The sequence below is a fragment of the Parendozoicomonas haliclonae genome (assembly GCF_900174585.1).
GTDB lineage: Bacteria > Pseudomonadota > Gammaproteobacteria > Pseudomonadales > Endozoicomonadaceae > Sansalvadorimonas > Sansalvadorimonas haliclonae.
The window spans coordinates 239,284-255,854 of sequence record NZ_FWPT01000004.1; the positions used below are offsets into that span (position 1 = coordinate 239,284).

10 protein-coding genes are annotated in these 16,571 nt (G+C 50.8%); 2 read left to right on the forward strand and 8 right to left on the reverse strand.

Features of this window, described 5'->3' with window-relative positions:
- Positions 1-32: 32 nt before the first annotated feature.
- The 7 genes from EHSB41UT_RS10220 to EHSB41UT_RS10250 all read right to left on the reverse strand — a co-directional run bounded on the left by EHSB41UT_RS10220 (position 33) and on the right by EHSB41UT_RS10250 (position 13,137).
- Positions 33-3,323, reverse strand: coding sequence for a VCBS domain-containing protein (locus EHSB41UT_RS10220; RefSeq protein WP_087109413.1), 3,291 nt, complete (start codon positions 3,321-3,323; stop codon positions 33-35).
- 170 nt (positions 3,324-3,493) lie between these two features.
- A complete protein-coding gene (locus EHSB41UT_RS10225; RefSeq protein WP_087109415.1) occupies positions 3,494-4,939 on the reverse strand; it encodes an HlyD family type I secretion periplasmic adaptor subunit in 1,446 nt (481 codons plus the stop codon).
- Positions 4,939-7,137: a type I secretion system permease/ATPase gene (locus EHSB41UT_RS10230; RefSeq protein ID WP_242667276.1), complete on the reverse strand. Its 2,199-nt coding sequence runs from the start codon at positions 7,135-7,137 to the stop codon at positions 4,939-4,941. Before EHSB41UT_RS10230 ends, EHSB41UT_RS10225 begins: the two co-directional genes overlap by 1 nt.
- A 252-nt stretch (positions 7,138-7,389) precedes the next feature.
- Positions 7,390-8,124, reverse strand: coding sequence for a phosphate signaling complex protein PhoU (phoU, locus tag EHSB41UT_RS10235; protein ID WP_087109417.1), 735 nt, complete (start codon positions 8,122-8,124; stop codon positions 7,390-7,392).
- A gap of 14 nt (positions 8,125-8,138) precedes the next feature.
- On the reverse strand, positions 8,139-8,909 hold the full coding sequence (gene pstB / locus EHSB41UT_RS10240) for a phosphate ABC transporter ATP-binding protein PstB (RefSeq protein WP_341350350.1): 771 nt from the start codon (positions 8,907-8,909) through the stop codon (positions 8,139-8,141).
- Positions 8,910-9,174: 265 nt separating this feature from the next.
- The gene (pstA, locus tag EHSB41UT_RS10245) at positions 9,175-10,839 is read right to left on the reverse strand and encodes a phosphate ABC transporter permease PstA (protein ID WP_087109419.1); all 1,665 of its coding nucleotides are present in this window, start codon (positions 10,837-10,839) and stop codon (positions 9,175-9,177) included.
- Between the two features lie 33 nt (positions 10,840-10,872).
- Complete coding sequence (locus EHSB41UT_RS10250) at positions 10,873-13,137, reverse strand: ABC transporter permease subunit (RefSeq protein ID WP_087109421.1); 2,265 nt, start codon at positions 13,135-13,137, stop codon at positions 10,873-10,875.
- Between the two features lie 373 nt (positions 13,138-13,510).
- Here EHSB41UT_RS10250 and EHSB41UT_RS10255 point away from each other — a divergent pair, with 373 nt between their 5' ends.
- A complete protein-coding gene (locus EHSB41UT_RS10255) occupies positions 13,511-14,407 on the forward strand; it encodes a hypothetical protein (protein ID WP_087109424.1) in 897 nt (298 codons plus the stop codon).
- 244 nt (positions 14,408-14,651) lie between these two features.
- Positions 14,652-15,446, forward strand: a complete 795-nt coding sequence (locus EHSB41UT_RS10260; RefSeq protein WP_165767215.1) for a hypothetical protein — start codon at positions 14,652-14,654, stop codon at positions 15,444-15,446.
- 61 nt (positions 15,447-15,507) lie between these two features.
- Here EHSB41UT_RS10260 and EHSB41UT_RS10265 read toward each other — a convergent pair whose 3' ends face one another.
- Complete coding sequence (locus tag EHSB41UT_RS10265; RefSeq protein ID WP_278248149.1) at positions 15,508-16,503, reverse strand: PstS family phosphate ABC transporter substrate-binding protein; 996 nt, start codon at positions 16,501-16,503, stop codon at positions 15,508-15,510.
- Between the last annotated feature and the right edge of the window lie 68 nt (positions 16,504-16,571).

Consider the following 16,571-nt stretch of genomic DNA (forward strand, 5'->3'; position numbering starts at 1 on the left):
TCCATCCTTGCAAGCATCAGTTCAACACCAACCTATGTCATCAGGTTGCCATTGTCCGTAAGGTTATTGATCAGGGCGCTGGCATCTGTTGTTCCATACATTACGGACAGATCAACATCCTGAAGAACAATTTTCTGTACTGCATCACCGCCTGCAGTTGTGCTGACATTGATCGTGGTATTACCGTTATCAAAGTTAAACCCTATAAACTGGTCCAGATCATTGGCCGATGCAGAGTTAGGTATAAGGTCTGCAAGGCTGAGCACATCGCCACTCATACCTAATGAAAAGTCAGTGATAGTATCTATTGCCGGTGAGTCCGATTTACCAACATGAGTGCTCTGCCAACCGAAGACATCAATACCATCACCACCGGTTAGAGTATCATTGCCCCTGCCACCCAGAATGGCATCCTCAGAGGCTGTTCCCACCAGTGTGTTGTTTCCGTCATCACCGGAAACCATATTGTCCGCAAACACCAGTTTGGAATCGAAGGGAACGGTAGAAGTCCAACTGTTTGAAGCCGTTCCATCACTGTTGTATTCCGTCACTGTAATCTCAACATGCAGATTGCTGTTCTTATTCACAGCGTCCGTTACGCCACTCAATGTCAAACCCGCAGAATTCGTATTCAGTATGCTCAAGCCGCCGAAGTTTCCTGACGTAGCAGTCCACTCCCAACTGTTGTCATTGGCTTCAATCGAACCACCGTTGTTTAAATCCTGTCCAGACGCAGAAATGGTAGCATTCTCATGGCCGGTAATTCTCAAGCCAGTAATACGTTGTGTTGCGGTATCCACCATCGCGCTGAAGGCTATTGGCTGGCTTTCCTGTGTGCTGCTGAAAACATGGGCATAACGTTCACCCACTAGCTGAGCCGGAGGAGTAGTGGACACATCACTCGCACCATTTACAAAAACCGTCAAAACGCTTTGAGCAGTGGTTGAACCATTTGTGGCCGTGTAGGAAAAACGATCATTAGCGGTTTCATTAATTCCCAGTGAGTCCAATGCATCCACTGAGTTATCAAGGTGATAGGTATACGAGCCATCAGCATTGATTCGGAGCTCACCGTACTGCCCCTGAACTATGGTGACTCCGCTGCTGCTGACAGAAACATCCTGCCCATCAGCTCCCGAAATCTGTGTAACCGCAGTTGCACTGGTGTCATTCGTAAGAACATTCCCAGTCGTCTGACCAAAGGCAAACTGGCTACCACCAGAAACATCTTCGCCGATGGTATTGGTAAGAAGCGTTGCCTCACCATTGGAGGGGTTCAGCTCATAAATCACCCCATCGCGGTTAACGCCAAGTAGATCCCCATTGCGGGATATTAACGAGCTGTAGGGCGTATCAACCTCGGCAATCGGGATAACCATATTGGTTCCCATATCCAGTCTGGTCAGCCAGTTTTCACCACTCGTGGAGTGATAGAGAACGGTATAGATTGAGTTGTCATGCCAGGTAATACCACCGACAGGTTCACCACCCAAATTGCCTATGGCAGTCGTCGTACCATCCGTCAGGCTGATACTGTGAAGTACGTTTCCATCATTAACCGCGTACAGCGTTCCAGAGGGGGACATGGTGATACCTTCAACCTCGCCACCCAGATTATGCGATACGACTTGAGTCGATGTTCCGTTAGTCACATTGATGGAATACACACCCGAACTTGTTATGCCGTATACCGTGTTATTGCTTGAAACCGTGACATCCATAAATGTCGGGGAACCCGAGAAAAGTACACGACTGTCACCGTTCTCAGTATTAACAGCCAGTAGTCGACTGTTTGCAGCATCATAAAGAAGTACTCCACTGTCGTATCCTTCAGACTCATACACCGTAGCACTGTCAGTGGATGCAAAGCTGGCAGCAGTTACTTCTACAACCAGATTGGCAGTCGATGTGGTTGTGCCATCACTGACAACATAGGTAAATGTTTCTGTACCACCATCAGTGGCTGAGTTCAGCGGCGTATAACTGTAGGTACCATCGGAGGCGACAATCAAAGTACCGTATTGGCCTGAAATCGTAGTTGTACCCGAACCGTTGATTGTTGTGCCATTCACCGTTGATAACGTGAGAGTGTCACCATCACGGTCATGTGACTGTCCGATCAGGCCAAGTCCGGCAGCCGTCACTCCAGCTGAGCTTTGGGCATGGGCCACAGTCAGGTTTTGATCCGAGACTTCCGGAGCATGGTTGTAGTTTTCCTGCACGGCGATTGTCAGCGTTGAAGTGGCCGTATTGCCGTTCTCATCGGTCACCCTGTAGGTAAATTCATCATCGAGATCGGTTATCGCGGCAGTATCAATATCATTGGCCGTGTATGTGTAGGTACCGTCAGAGTGAATCTCCAGACGACCCAAAGTAGTGTTAACCGTGACACTGCTACCAGCCGGAACATGGACATCATTCACATGAGAAACCCGACTTCCCTCAGGTACTGAGTCATTACCCAAAATACTGGTACGGCTGACCAGCTGACCGTTGAGGCGGGCAATCTCGGTGTCCGCAGTTAGAGACATATTGTCTGATACGACAGGCTCATCAACCGTAGGTTGTGAATTCACTGGTTGTTCGGTCTGGGGAGCAGTATTAGGAGTTTGAGCTGTATTGGTATTTTGTGGCGAAACAGTTTGAGTATTGGTAGGCTCGGCAGTATTCGGTACGGCTGTCTGAATATCTGAAGCACTTCCATAGATGGATGCGCCATCAGAATGACTGCCTGAAGAAGTATCAGCCACCGTGCTCTGCGCAGCAGTCTGCTCGTCGCTATTGGTAGACGTCAAAGCATCCGTGCCAACAACTTCGGAGCTCTGGCCACCACTTGCGCTTTTAACAGCCCCGCCAGAGTAAGAGGGGGCACTGTAGCTGGAAAATGAAGGCTGAGAGTTATAAGAAGATGATGGGCTCTGCATTCCAGAAGACGCCAGAAAATTCACTGCTGGCGAGAGAATAGGTGTTGAACCAAGCCCTCCCAGTTCTAACGAACCACCTCCAGATTGGGTATTGTCCTGAGTGGTATCGTCACTCGTATCCTTGCTGGCTACGCCATCTTCAGCGTCATCAGTTTTGGGCTCTGCTTCTGTAGCAGTTTCGAGCGATGGAGAAAAAGAAGAAAAGCTGTTCACCACAACAGGCTGTGCATTACCGACCTGAATCTGGCAGCTTCCGTTCATGGTTTTCAGGGATTCTTCAGGCAGTAACTGGTCGCCTGATTTCAACGCTCTTAGTGAACCGTCTGGAGCCTCCGCAAAAACCTCTCCAGAGACATCAAAAACGGTAATGGGGGCATCCTGCTGGCTGGCCTGGAACATCCTTCTTCCCACCTCTTAACATCGAGAAGTACTTCTTCATCTGCCATTTCGTTGAGACAGGGCTTATTTCAAGATTAGGAGCTGCAAATCAGCCGATGGAGAGAAAAAAGCTATAAAAGAATTATTTTTATTCTCTTTAACCATCAAAATCAGGTTATGCCCTCAAACGCTCAGCGTTCTGTCAGGGCATTGTCACGGGCTTTCAGGATAGGCTTGAGCAGATACGACAGTATGGTTTTCTTGCCCGTCACTATATCCACTTGGGCATGCATGCCCGGGATGATCTCCAGTGGTTTCTCATTGCTACCGAGATGGTTTTTCTGGGTTTTGATCCGTACCTGATAGAAACTCTCGCCTTCTTCATCGGTTATGGTGTCCGCACTGATATGATCGACAACACCTTCGAGACCACCATAAATAGCAAAGTCATAAGCTGTCAGCTTCACGATGGCTTTGTCACCGGACTGCAGGAAAGCCACATCCTTAGGATTGATCTTGGTCTCCACCAGCAAGGCTTCTTCCACAGGAACAATCTCAATAAGATCCATACCTGGCTGCACAACACCACCAACGGTTGTGACATTGATTTTCTTCACAATTCCAGCCAACGGTGCACGCACCTCTCTACGCGCCACCTGATCTTGAAGCGATTTACGAGATTCCGTTAATTGTGCAATTTTTACTTCCTGATCCCTTAGCTCTTCCTGAGATTTCTCACGGAATTTCAGTACCACCTCACGCTCTTTAGTCTTTTGCTCCTGCATAGTGGACTGCAAACGAGGAAGGTTCAGCTGCGCTTCATTCAGTTCAGAGAGAAGATCATTAACCCTCTGCTCCAACTGAATCATCTCCACTTCAGAGACAACACCCTTCTGCGCTAATGGGCGGGTCATGGACAACTCTTTCATTCCAAGATCGTAACTACGCTGCAAGTGATCTCTTCGCGTTTCCAGAGCTTTCACTTCCTGCTCACTCTGTCGCACTTTTTCCGCTACGATCTCAAGTTCTGTTTCCAGCGCTTCCTGCTGACTGTTGTATAAACGCATCTCACGACGCTGAACGTCTGCAAACTCAGAAACGGCTTCAGGGAATATCAGTTCACTACCCTCAGACTGAGCTTTAAGTCGGGCAATGGCAGCAAGAAGGCTGTAATACTCAACTTCCGATTCTTTGAAGGTCGAGTTGAAACTCGTGTCATCCAGCACCATCAGAATCTGGCCTTTAGCGACACGATCGCCTTCCTGTACCAAAAGTTTTTCCAGTATCCCGCCTTCCAGATTCTGAACCACCTGCAAACGGGAAGAGGGCACAACTTTGCCATCGCCACGGGTAATCTCATCCACTTCCGCCCAGCTTGCCCAAGCGATCGCCATGATGATGGCCAGAAAGCTGATAACAATCAGCATGCGTCCACCCTGGGGAGACTTCAGCAACATTGCTGCAGAGGTATCAGACATGTACTCCAGCTCGACGGCTGAAGCTTTGCGAGGCTCACGCCCCTGTTTGGGAAATTGGGCAACAGGCGCTTTCTGCCCCTTGGGAACCGGCGGACGAGTCTTTTTACGCCCACGTCGAGGGTCGAGAGGTACTGTCTTGTTGTCGTTTTTATCTGCCATCAGGAAATCCTCAACTTACCTTCCCGCAACGCAGCAAACACCTGCTCTTTAGGGCCATCAGCAACAACACGTCCCTGATCCATAACTATCAGGCGATCAACCAGATCGAGCATGGAAGCTTTATGGGTGACCAGCACCAATGTTCTGTTCTGGCAGTAATGACGCAGACTCTCCCGCAAACGCGTTTCCGTGGTGTTATCCATAGAGCTGCAGGGTTCATCCAGCAGCATAATGGGAGCATCAACCAGCATGGCTCGGGCAATCGCTACACTCTGCCTTTGCCCACCAGAAAGGTTGGAACCGCGCTCGCCCACCTGCATGTTCAGGCCTTCCGGATGGCGGTCAGCAAATTCTTTCACGCCGGAAAATTCCGCCGCCTGCAAAATAGCTCCGTCATCCATGTAGCTGACCCCCAGAGCGATATTTTCTTTCAGGGTTCCGTACATCAGCATGGAATCCTGCAACGAGCAGCCAATGTTGTGCCGCAGGTCTGAAGGGTTTATCTGGCGAATATCCACACCATCAATGCGCACAGCTCCGCTTTCAGGCTGATAAAGCCCAAGCAACATCTTCTCAACCGTGGTCTTGCCAGAACCTATACGACCAATGATTCCGACCTTCTCTCCCGCACGAATACGCAGGCTGACATTATTCAGCGCCTTAAACTCTTGCCCGGGATACGAGAAGTTCACTTGCTCGAATTCGATATTGCCTTTCAGCACCGGGCGGTGTGCGTAGGACTTCCCCTCAGGCCGATCCATTGGCAGCTTCATAATGTCGTTCAGAGCATTAAGAGCGACCTTGCTCTGGTTATAACGTGTAGACAGTCCGGCAACCTGCGCCATAGGCGCCAGCGCTCTTCCGGAGAGCATTACACCGGCAATCAGCCCCCCCATACTCAGCTCGCCTTCTGCTATCAAATAGACCCCTGCAACTACCATGGCCACGGTCACGACCTGCTGAATATAGCCTGCAATCGTGCCGGCAGAGCTGGAAAGCAATTTACTTTTGATACCCCACTTGGCGATGTGCCCGACATTCTTCTCCCAGCGCGCCTGGAGATCACTCTCAGCCCGCGCCACTTTGAGGGTTTCAATATTCGTCAGCACTTCGATCAGGGTGGCGTTCTTTTGTGCAGACGAACGAACCGTCTTATCCACGGAGCGTCTGAGCGGCCCCAGCAGGGCAAAGCCATACAGCGCAATAATCAGTGCGCCAATAACGGGTATCACCACCAGCGGGCCACCAATAAAGCCGATAGCAAGCAGGATGATGATGGTGAAAGGCAGATCAACCAGAGCGGTAATCGTGGAGGAGGTAATAAAGTCCCGAATACTCTCGAATTCCTGAATATTCCGGGAGAAGGAACCTACCGACTGAGGCCGTGAAGCCATCGAAAGTCCCATGACCCGTTCAAAGATACGGGCCGACAGCAGCACATCGGATTTCTTTCCAGCAATATCAATAAAGTAACTGCGCATCATCTTGAGCACAGTGTCGAAGGTGAACAGCGTCAGCGCGCCTGCCGCGAGCACCCACAGGGTTTCAATCGCATTGTTGGGCACAACCCGGTCGTACACATTCATCACAAACAGCGGGCTGGCGACAGCAAAAATATTGATCAGCAGAGAGGCCAACAAAACATCACGATAAATCCGCCAGGATTTTGTCATGGTTCCCCAGAACCAGTGTCGGGAACGGATACTCAGGGTTTCCGGTGCCCGGTCATCGTACTGGTACTTCTCCCGAATAAAGAACGCATGACCGGTGTACTCTTTGGCGAGCATATGCAGCGTGACTTCACGGGTGCCATTGCCTGACTCAGGCAGAATCACTCTCGCAACCTTCTTCTTACGATCGATAGCAGTAAGAACGCAGGCGCGACGGCCTTTCAGAAGCAGCACAGCAGGAGTCACCAGCGGGGAGATTTTACCGAGGCGTGTTTTCACCAGCCGAGCAGAGAAGCCACCCCGTGCAGCGGCCCGGATAAACAACTCAGCCGTCAGACGACCATCCTGAAGCGGCAAACCATGCTTCAAGGCATCGGCGCTGCTGGGGCTGCCATGAATCTGGGTAACGGTGACGAGACAATCCAGTAAAGGGTCCAGATGCGTGCTGCCATCCCGTGGCAAGCCCCACTCAGGGTTCGATTGTTGATTGCCTGCGCCAGGCGGCATAGATGGGGCTGGATCAGGCATAAAACCTGTAAAACCTCTGATAACTGCTTTATCAAACAAGCGTAGGAGCAAAGGTGGGGAGTGTTTTTGCGGGATGGCATCTGCGACATAAACCGGTCGAGAGGCCGAATTAGAGTTTATGAGCCACAGAAAGCCCGAATCTCAATTGACGCAGCAGGAAGGGAAATTAAAGTTTCTGCGACCAAAACGAATAACGGCCAAGCCAGACACTAAAAGTCCAACTCAGCCGCTTATTATCAAGACAGGGTGATATCAGCTTTCAGGAAAGCCGGTATCAAACACCTCTTTCTTCATGCGCTTCAGGCCGATATGGCGAACATCCGTACCTTTCACCAGATAGATTACATATTCGGCGATATTGCGGGCATGGTCACCAATCCGTTCCATGGAACGCAGCACCCACATGATATTCAGCACCCGGCTGATAGCCCGCGGATCTTCCATCATATACGTCACCAGCTCACGCATGGCTGAACGGTATTCACGATCCACCGCTTTATCTTCCTGCGCCACGGCCAGAGCCATATCCGCATCGAAACGGGCGAAGGCATTGAGAGCATCCTGAACCATACGGCGCACATGGTTGCCAATATGACGCGCTTCTATATAGCCCCGTGGAGCTTCGCCATGCTCGGCCAGCTCCATGGAGAAGCGGGCGATCTTGGCAGCTTCATCACCAATACGCTCCAGGTCAGTGGAAGCTTTGGTGCAGGCGATAACCAGACGCAGATCAGAAGCCGCCGGCTGACGACGGGCCAGAATACGGGCAGCCTCTTCGTCGATAGAGACTTCCATAAAGTTCACATCATCATCTTTGGCTCGCACGCTCAGAGCCAGATCACTGTCTGCCTGAATCAGAGACTCGATCGCATCAGAAACCTGCTTCTCAACAGCGCCACCCATCGCTAGAAGATGGTTACGCAGTTCTTCCAGCTCGTTATTGAACTGCTGGGAGATGTGTTGGTTCAAATCGGTATTCATATCCATGATGGTTATCTCCCTTAACCGTACCGTCCGGTGATGTAATCCTCAGTCTTCTTCTCGCGAGGATTGGTGAATATGGTGTCCGTATCGGCAAACTCGATCAGCTGGCCCATATACATGAACGCGGTGTAGTCAGAAACACGCGCCGCCTGTTGCATATTGTGGGTCACGATCACGATAGTGAACTGTTCCTTCAGTTCATTGATCAACTCTTCAATCTTCAGCGTGGAGATGGGATCCAGTGCAGAAGCCGGTTCATCAAGAAGCAGAACCTCAGGCTTAACCGCGATGGTACGGGCAATAACCAGACGCTGCTGCTGACCACCGGATAACCCCAGTGCGCTGTCATGCAGACGATCTTTTACTTCGTCCCACAGAGCCGCACCCTTCAGGGCCCACTCTACAGTTTCGTCCAGAACCCGCTTCTTGTTGATGCCCTGAATACGCAGACCGTAAGCCACATTTTCATAAATGCTTTTCGGGAACGGGTTTGGCTTCTGGAATACCATGCCAACCCGACGACGCAGGTCAGCGACATCAACACTCTTGTGATAGATGTCTTCACCATCGTGAAAGATTCCGCCTTCGATACGGCAGCCATCCACCAGATCATTCATACGGTTCAGACTGCGCAGCAGGGTAGACTTACCGCAACCGGATGGTCCGATAAAAGCCGTCACGCGCTTTTTCGGGATTGGCATATTGATGCCGAACAGCGCCTGCTTTTCACCGTAGTAGAGGTCCAGCCCACGAATATCCAGACAGGTTTCTTCCTGTTCCAGACGCATCTTTGTTCGACCACGACCCAGCTCATTCATGCTGATACCGTGAGTACGGGCTTCTGTATTCTTCTCTTGTGCGCTGGTCTCACTCTGAGCCATATCTGTTGCTTCCGAATGCTCTTCCCGGTCCAGGGCTTCCGTCTCGTTCAAAGCGATTGCTTCGCTCATAGTCAGTCTTCCTGTCAGATTCTGTGTTGGCAGAGTACTTATGTCCACACTTACTCAGTAACTGCCGTCCAATTTCTATTTCTGTCTCTAATAGCTTGCAGCTTTAAACTTCTAAGGCCTTGTACTTCTCACGCAGGTGATTCCGGATCGCTACTGCGGAAAGGTTCAAAACGGCAATAACAACCACCAGCAGCAGGGCGGTGGCATAAACCAGCGGCCGTGCGGCTTCAACGTTCGGGCTTTGGAAACCTACGTCGTAAATATGGAAGCCAAGGTGCATAAATTTCTGGTCGAGGTGCAGGAATGGATAGTTACCATCCAGCGGCAGGCTTGGCGCCAGCTTCACCACACCCACCAGCATCAGAGGAGCAACCTCACCTGCTGCACGGGCAACCGCCAGGATCAAGCCGGTCATCATCGCCGGGCTGGCCATTGGCAGAACCACACGCCACAGGGTTTCTGCTTTAGTGGCACCGAGAGCCAGACTGCCTTCACGAACAGACTTGGGAATACGGGAGAGCCCTTCTTCCGTGGCAACAATAACCACCGGCAAGGTCAGCAGCGCCAGCGTCAATGAAGCCCACATCAAACCAGGAGTACCAAACGTTGGAGCAGGCAAGGCTTCCGGGAAGAACAGAGCATCCATCTGTCCGCCTAAGAAATAAACAAAGAAACCCAGGCCAAATACGCCATATACAATGGAAGGCACACCGGCGAGGTTATTCACAGCGATACGAATGACCCGAGTCGTGAAACCCTGCTTGGCATACTCACGCAGATAGACGGCTGCAATCACACCAAACGGCGTCACGATGACCGACATAATCAGTACCATCATTACCGTACCGAAAATGGCCGGGAAGATACCGCCTTCGGTATTGGCTTCACGGGGGTCGTCAGCTACAAACTCCCAGATCTTGCTGCCGTAGAAAGCGATCTTGCCGCCCAGTCCCATGGCATTGGGCTGATAGGCTCGCACAATTTTGGAAACATTAATTTCTACGGCCTGACCGGAAACCGTCTCGGCAACAACGGTATCGCGAGTAAACGACACATAAAGCTCACCAAGGGATTTTTCCAGAACCTGATAAGCAGCGTTCAACTCGGCACGTTGGGCTTCGATATCCGCCAGAGCAACTGGAGTCGCTTCGCCTTTCAATTCCAGTCCACGCTGTTGCAGACGCAAACGCTCCAGTTTGCTGTTAATCGCACCGATATCCTTCTTCTCGATTTTGTAGATATCGTTATGGATGGTCAGTGCACGTTCGATGCTGGCATTCAACGCATCCCAGGCTTCAGAACCTGTGGCGACAACCGCACCATTGTGGCGAACTTCTTTAACGAAGCCGTAGAAGTTACCCCACTCACGACGCTCCAGAGCGATTGCATCTTCCGGGTACTGAATGTTGTCCAGCCATGGCTCAATAATCCAGGCGAAGTCGCTACCACTGACATCACGGTTGCCGACCTTGAGCAGCTGACGGGTCACCAGATCCTGTTCTTCAAAGCCCTGAATACCGGCATCACGCAGTCGCTGGGTGGGAATCTCTTCCTCGTCGGCAAACTGCCCCATTACCACCTGAGTGCTTTGACCAGGAACCTGATACTGTGCAGTCATAATGCTGGCCGGCCAGAAGTGTCCCAGACCACGCACCGCGATCAGAGCCAGCAGACCAACGACCATCACCACACTGATGGATACCGCTCCCGCATTCATCCATACCCACGGGGAACCACTTTTAAACCAGCTTTTGACAGTTATTTTCATATCGTTTTACCGTCGTTCATTTCCGCCGCAGGGTTAGAGTGAGCTGTACTTCTGACGCAGTCTGTGACGCACCAGCTCAGCCAGCGTGTTGACCACGAATGTGAAGATAAACAGCACCAGAGCCGCCAGGAACAGGATGCGATAGTGAGAGCTGCCCACCTCGGATTCCGGCATTTCTACAGCGATGTTGGCTGCGAGAGTCCGCATGCCTTCAAAAATATTGGCGTCCATTATCGGCGTGTTACCCGTCGCCATCAGTACGATCATGGTTTCACCGACCGCACGGCCCATACCGATCATTACGGCGGAGAAAATACCAGGGCTGGCAGTAAGCAGAACCACTTTGGTCAGGGTCTGCCATGGTGTTGCGCCCAGTGCGAGAGAGCCGTAACTCAGATGCTTGGGTACGCTAAAGATGGCGTCTTCTGCGATGGAGAAGATGGTTGGAATAACTGCAAAGCCCATCGCCAGACCAACCACCAGAGCATTACGCTGGTCGTAACTGATACCCAGATCCTTGGTAATCCAGGAACGCATATCACCACCGAAGAACACGCCTTCCAGCGAGCCACTGATCGCCAGACAGATCCAGGCCACCAGAATCACCACCGGGATCAAAAGGCCCGCCTGCCATCCTTCGGGAACAACAGTGCGTACATTCAGAGGCAACCGATCCCAGATAAAGGCAAACAACAGAATCCCAAACGGCATCAGCAGTAGCAGACTGAAGATGGCCGGGAGGTTGTTTTCCACAAACGGTGCCAGCCAAAGACCCGCCAGGAAGCCGAGGATTACTGTTGGCAAAGCTTCCATCAGTTCAATTACCGGCTTCACCTTGCGGCGCATGGCTGGAGCCATAAAGTAGGCGGTGTAGATCGCACCACAAATTGCCAATGGCGCCGCCAGCAGCATGGCGTAGAACGCAGCCTTCAGGGTTCCGAAAGCCAGGGGCATCAGGCTCAGCTTGGGTTCAAAGTCATTGTTTGAAGCAGAAGACTGCCAGATATATTCCGGCTCATCGTAAGACTCGTACCAGACCTCATCCCACAGAGCGCTCCAGGACACTTCCGGGTGCTCGTTTTCCACACTCCAAAGGTGCATCTGATTCCCCGTACCAAGCACTAGAGCATCTGCTCGCGGAGCCAGACCGGCCTGATCAACAACACCTTCAGTTACGGACAGAGTCATAACCTGACGGCTGGCCGTGGTGTTATAAAGACCCAGAACACCCTCAGCATCGAGCGCCAGAAAACCCTTACGACGATGTTCCGGGATAATACGGGTAATAGCAGCATCGCCCTGTTGAAAGCTGCGAATCTCGGTCAGCTCATCTTCACCGGCAGCGTTTGTAGCCATAAACCACTGACTGATACGACCATTGCTGTCACCAGCCAGAAGGGAAATACCACCCAGCAGAAGCTGAAGCTCGGTCACTTCATTCTTGCCGGCTGTCAGAGCATAGGACTTCTCGACAAAAGGCTGGCCGCTGCGAATATCAATCTGAGTCAGCGTGTCGGTGCCAGAAAGCACATACAGCCAGTTGAGATCAGGTTCCAAAAGCAGGCTTCTTGCGGCAGCACCGGAGAAAGGCAGTGAAACCTCTTCCCGCTCAAGGGTTATCTCTTCGGTGAGGAAATCCTCTTCCTTGAGAAAACGAACCATAAACAGGTCGGAGCCGCTGGCCCCCGCCACAATCAGCTGTTCTTCCGCATCACGTACCGCAACCTTATCCAGTGATGCGCCCGCCTCAAGAACAATAGGCTCTTCACCGTAAGGGAAGGTCAGCAGCGGTGTAATCAAACGCTGATCATTGGGCCAGGTGATGCGGTACTCATGTTTGAAAACAATAACTGAGCCATTGGAAAGGCCAGCAATCATCATATTGTTTCCGGCAGCCATTGGCGCTGCGGACGTTACTGTCACACCGGGCTCTACCGGCAACGCGATAGTTTTCCGAATCGCGCCATCTTCCGTATTGAAGAAAACAGCTTCACCGGCACTGGAAACCTGCATGCCGATTTCGGCCTGTTCCTCCATCGTCACATAGAGGCTGTTGGCAGAGGCCACAGGCATGTTATAGCTGCGCTCAAGCTCCACTTCAGGAGACTGAAACAATGGCATCACTTCGTAGAGAAGATAGAAAAAGATCAACAGAATGGCGGCAATAACGCCAAGCCCGCCAGTGGCAATGCCATAGCGGGCCGTCTTATCTTTTATTTTTCTGACATTGCGGTAGCGCAGGACCGCCGGGGTATCGAAGTTAACGCCCGGAGCTGACTGAATGCTTTGTTCACTCATGCTGCTCGTTCAAACCCTGATTTTGTAATGCGTTATAGGAATGAAACTCCCTTATATGAGCGAACCTTAAACTCCTTTTATGACAGTTAAGTTACAGAATTGTCATATTTTTGAGTCTTCCGTATTTCACATAATCTCTTGGCCTCAATAACACACCTGTAACTTCATCTGACTTTCTGAAGCTTGCTCAAGAACCTCTGCATCAAAAGCAGTCTAAACAAGCCAGATATCCCTTAACTCGAGCAGTTTTTAGGAAAGTACCAGGAAAAACTCTGCTCCAATGGATCTCGGGCCAGCCGGTTAAATAGGAAGTGTGTCCTTAAATGGCAGAGACTCAAATCCACACTGATTTATTTGATAGGAGGAAGTGAAAATGGATGATCGTGTTCACTTTAGATCCACTCCAACAGGTGCAACTGTGGATCTGGATAGCAAGAAAACCATGACCGACGGAAACTGGCAAGGCTCACACGTTGCAGCTACGCGACGTCCTCCTATACAAATACCACCCGCGCCGACTCGTACAAAGGATGAAACAACACCTCTACCAGAACGCAAAACTGAAAATGATAAAGGGATCGATGTTCACTCAGCATTGAGTGCGGCACGCCGTTCAGCCGTAGACAACCTGTATGAAGTAAGATGCTCAATTGCCAATGCATTCTTTATTTATGCCGAGGAGACACCTAAGCATCTCCCCTCAGAGGGCGTTGACATACCTCTCTCTGTGATTTCAATAAACGGCGAGGCTGTGATCAGAACCAAATCGTCAAAGCCTCTCACAGAAAATTTCAAGCGGTACTACTGGTTATCAACCACTGCCACTCGCCATAAGCTTCGCCAACTCTGCAGTACACCGTACATATCAGAAGCTGTTAAGTCCGCATCATCACTGGTGTGCAGCTGGATTGCCGAGCCCCTGCAAAGTCTTAACGGCAAATTCAGGCTTTCTTTTGACGTTGAGAGCATTGATATCACAGGTGACGATGAGTCAAATGAAGTCAAAGTGCATTATGAGCTGAAATACACGCCCTCCATTATCAGCCAAGACCAAAAGTACCCTCTCTTTGACAATATGGATGTCACCATGAAAGCTGTGGTGACTTTGATCGACGGTCACCCTATCAAGGAACCTGCATTTCTGAAAATCAATACAAAATCACTGCTTTTACCAAAGCCTCAGTTCCCGAGCCAAGATCCAAAAACTGAGACAAATACTGAGGATGATCCAGATCTATTTGTGGATGATTTAATTCAACTGGACGACTGAGGCATCCGTTATGACATCACCCGTTCAATCACGAACGCCCTCGCCCTTTGAGGTTATCGAGATTAAACCGGTGCCAACTCCGGATACCTCAACAACAACGTTCGCCGGTCTTGATGTGTCGGTCGAAGACCCAGAGCATTTACTGCCTGGTCTGATTCCTGTTCCGCAAGACGTTCCGCCCCTGCAGCTTTCCAGCAGCGACCGTCACTGTGAAGTGATTCCCAAGAAGATAAAGCAGCTCTCTGTGGATACTTCGGAGTTATCTGTTGAGGCTGCGGTTGAAGAGGCTGGCTCTCAGTTTAAAAAGGATCTGCCAGAGAATCTGGACATATTGCAGGATGCTTTCAGCTATAAAGCCCTCAACCTGTATCAAGACTGTGACACTAAATATGCTGAAGACGAAAAGCACTATCCCTATTTACACGCCATAAAGATCAAAGGCGCTCCACTGCAAAAAGAAGAGGGATCTGTCTGGGGGTTATTCAAAGAGACCTTGAGAGGAGGGGTATTCGGCAACAATCTCAATCATCATTTTCCTGGCATACCCATGCCCACACGGGAATTTATTATGTTGCTTGCCTCCAGGGAGTATCTGACAGGAGCACTTCGCGCACTGACTCCTGCTATCAGCAACCAGATCGAGATGATCAAACCCGGTATCGAAGGGCGAGTCAGCACATCACTGCATGTTCAGGAGATCTTGATTGATGGCGATCCAACGAACTTCCACTTCACCATTCAATACCAGATCGCCTATTGGCCCAAGTTTTTGTATCAGAATAAACAAGTTGCCATTTTTCGTAAAAACCCGCCTCTTCTGACCTGTAAATTGGATGTTCAGACCCAGAGGCCAGTGGGAGAAAAAATACAGTTCCCGGCCCAGGTAGAAATTGCTATGGAGATGGGAGAGCTAAAAGCAACTCCTGAGCCGGTGAAGAAATCTGCCGATCTCGATGAGGACCTGCAAGACTCTCAAACCAAACAAGAATCTCCCGATCGTCAGGAGAGTTATTACGACATCAACTTCTATCCGCTCTAACCATCCAATCTAACGCAAAAACCCGGCACAAGGCCGGGTTTTCAGGGCTCTAACTTTTCAATTAGAGGCCAAGTGCAGCCAGCTGCTTGTCAACAACCTTGGAAGGCAGAGGGATGTAACCATCCTTAACGACTACTTCCTGACCCTGCTGAGAAAGAACCATTTTCAGGAACTCACGCTCGATTGGCGCCAGCGGCTTGTTAGGCTGCTTATTCACGTAAACATACAGGAAACGGGACAGTGGGTAGCTGCCGTTTACCGCATTGTTCGGGTTAGCTTCTACGAAGGCCTGACCGGCTTTCTTGGCCAGAGGTACAGTACGTACGCTGGAAGTCTTGTAGCCGATACCGGAGTAACCAATGCCGTTCAGGGACGCGGATACAGACTGAACAACAGAAGCAGAACCTGGCTGCTCGTTTACGTTGTTTTTGTAGTCACCCTTACAGAGAGCTTTCTTCTTGAAGTAACCGTAGGTGCCGGATACAGAGTTACGGCCGTACAGCTGGATATCACGGCCAGCCCAGGAACCGCTCAGGCCAGTGTCGCCCCAGTTGTTGATCTTCTTGTCGCCGCCACACTTCAGCGTGGAGGAGAAGATTGCATCAACCTGAGCCATGGTCAGACCTTTAACAGGGTTATCCTTGTTAACGAATACGGCCAGAGCATCGATAGCAACAGGAACGGCAGTCGGCTTGTAGCCAAACTTCTTCTCGAACGCAGCCAGTTCCTTATCCTTCATCTTACGGCTCATAGGGCCGAGGTTAGAAGTTCCTTCAGTCAGGGCAGGAGGCGCAGTAGAAGAACCGGCAGCCTGAATCTGGATGTTCACGTTAGGGTAAGTGCGCTTGAAGTCTTCAGCCCACAGAGTCATCAGGTTGGCGAGAGTATCGGAACCAACGCTGGACAGGTTACCGGAAACGCCACTGGCCTTGGTGTAAGCCGGGATTTCGGCATCAACCTTGTTGCTGGCCTGGGCAGTGAAGGAAACACTGGCGGCGGCCAGAGTCAGAGCAGTCGCCACTCTTTTAAAAGAGAAAGGGTTAGTCTTTATCATCATAAGCTCCCTGTGTATTTATCTTTTCCCGGTGCTTTAAGGGGGCAAGCCACTTAATCACCGATCTGAAC

What these genes read in the sequence shown, in the direction of transcription:
- EHSB41UT_RS10220 (WP_087109413.1), bottom strand. Translation starts at nt 3,323, where the DNA reads ATGTTCCAGGCCAGCCAGCAGGATGCCCCCATTACCGTTTTTGATGTC.
- EHSB41UT_RS10225 (WP_087109415.1), bottom strand. Translation starts at nt 4,939, where the DNA reads ATGGCAGATAAAAACGACAACAAGACAGTACCTCTCGACCCTCGACGT.
- EHSB41UT_RS10230 (WP_242667276.1), bottom strand. Translation starts at nt 7,137, where the DNA reads ATGCCTGATCCAGCCCCATCTATGCCGCCTGGCGCAGGCAATCAACAA.
- phoU (WP_087109417.1), bottom strand. Translation starts at nt 8,124, where the DNA reads ATGGATATGAATACCGATTTGAACCAACACATCTCCCAGCAGTTCAAT.
- pstB (WP_341350350.1), bottom strand. Translation starts at nt 8,909, where the DNA reads ATGCGTCTGGAACAGGAAGAAACCTGTCTGGATATTCGTGGGCTGGAC.
- pstA (WP_087109419.1), bottom strand. Translation starts at nt 10,839, where the DNA reads ATGAAAATAACTGTCAAAAGCTGGTTTAAAAGTGGTTCCCCGTGGGTA.
- EHSB41UT_RS10250 (WP_087109421.1), bottom strand. Translation starts at nt 13,137, where the DNA reads ATGAGTGAACAAAGCATTCAGTCAGCTCCGGGCGTTAACTTCGATACC.
- EHSB41UT_RS10255 (WP_087109424.1), top strand. Translation starts at nt 13,511, where the DNA reads ATGGATGATCGTGTTCACTTTAGATCCACTCCAACAGGTGCAACTGTG.
- EHSB41UT_RS10265 (WP_278248149.1), bottom strand. Translation starts at nt 16,503, where the DNA reads ATGATGATAAAGACTAACCCTTTCTCTTTTAAAAGAGTGGCGACTGCT.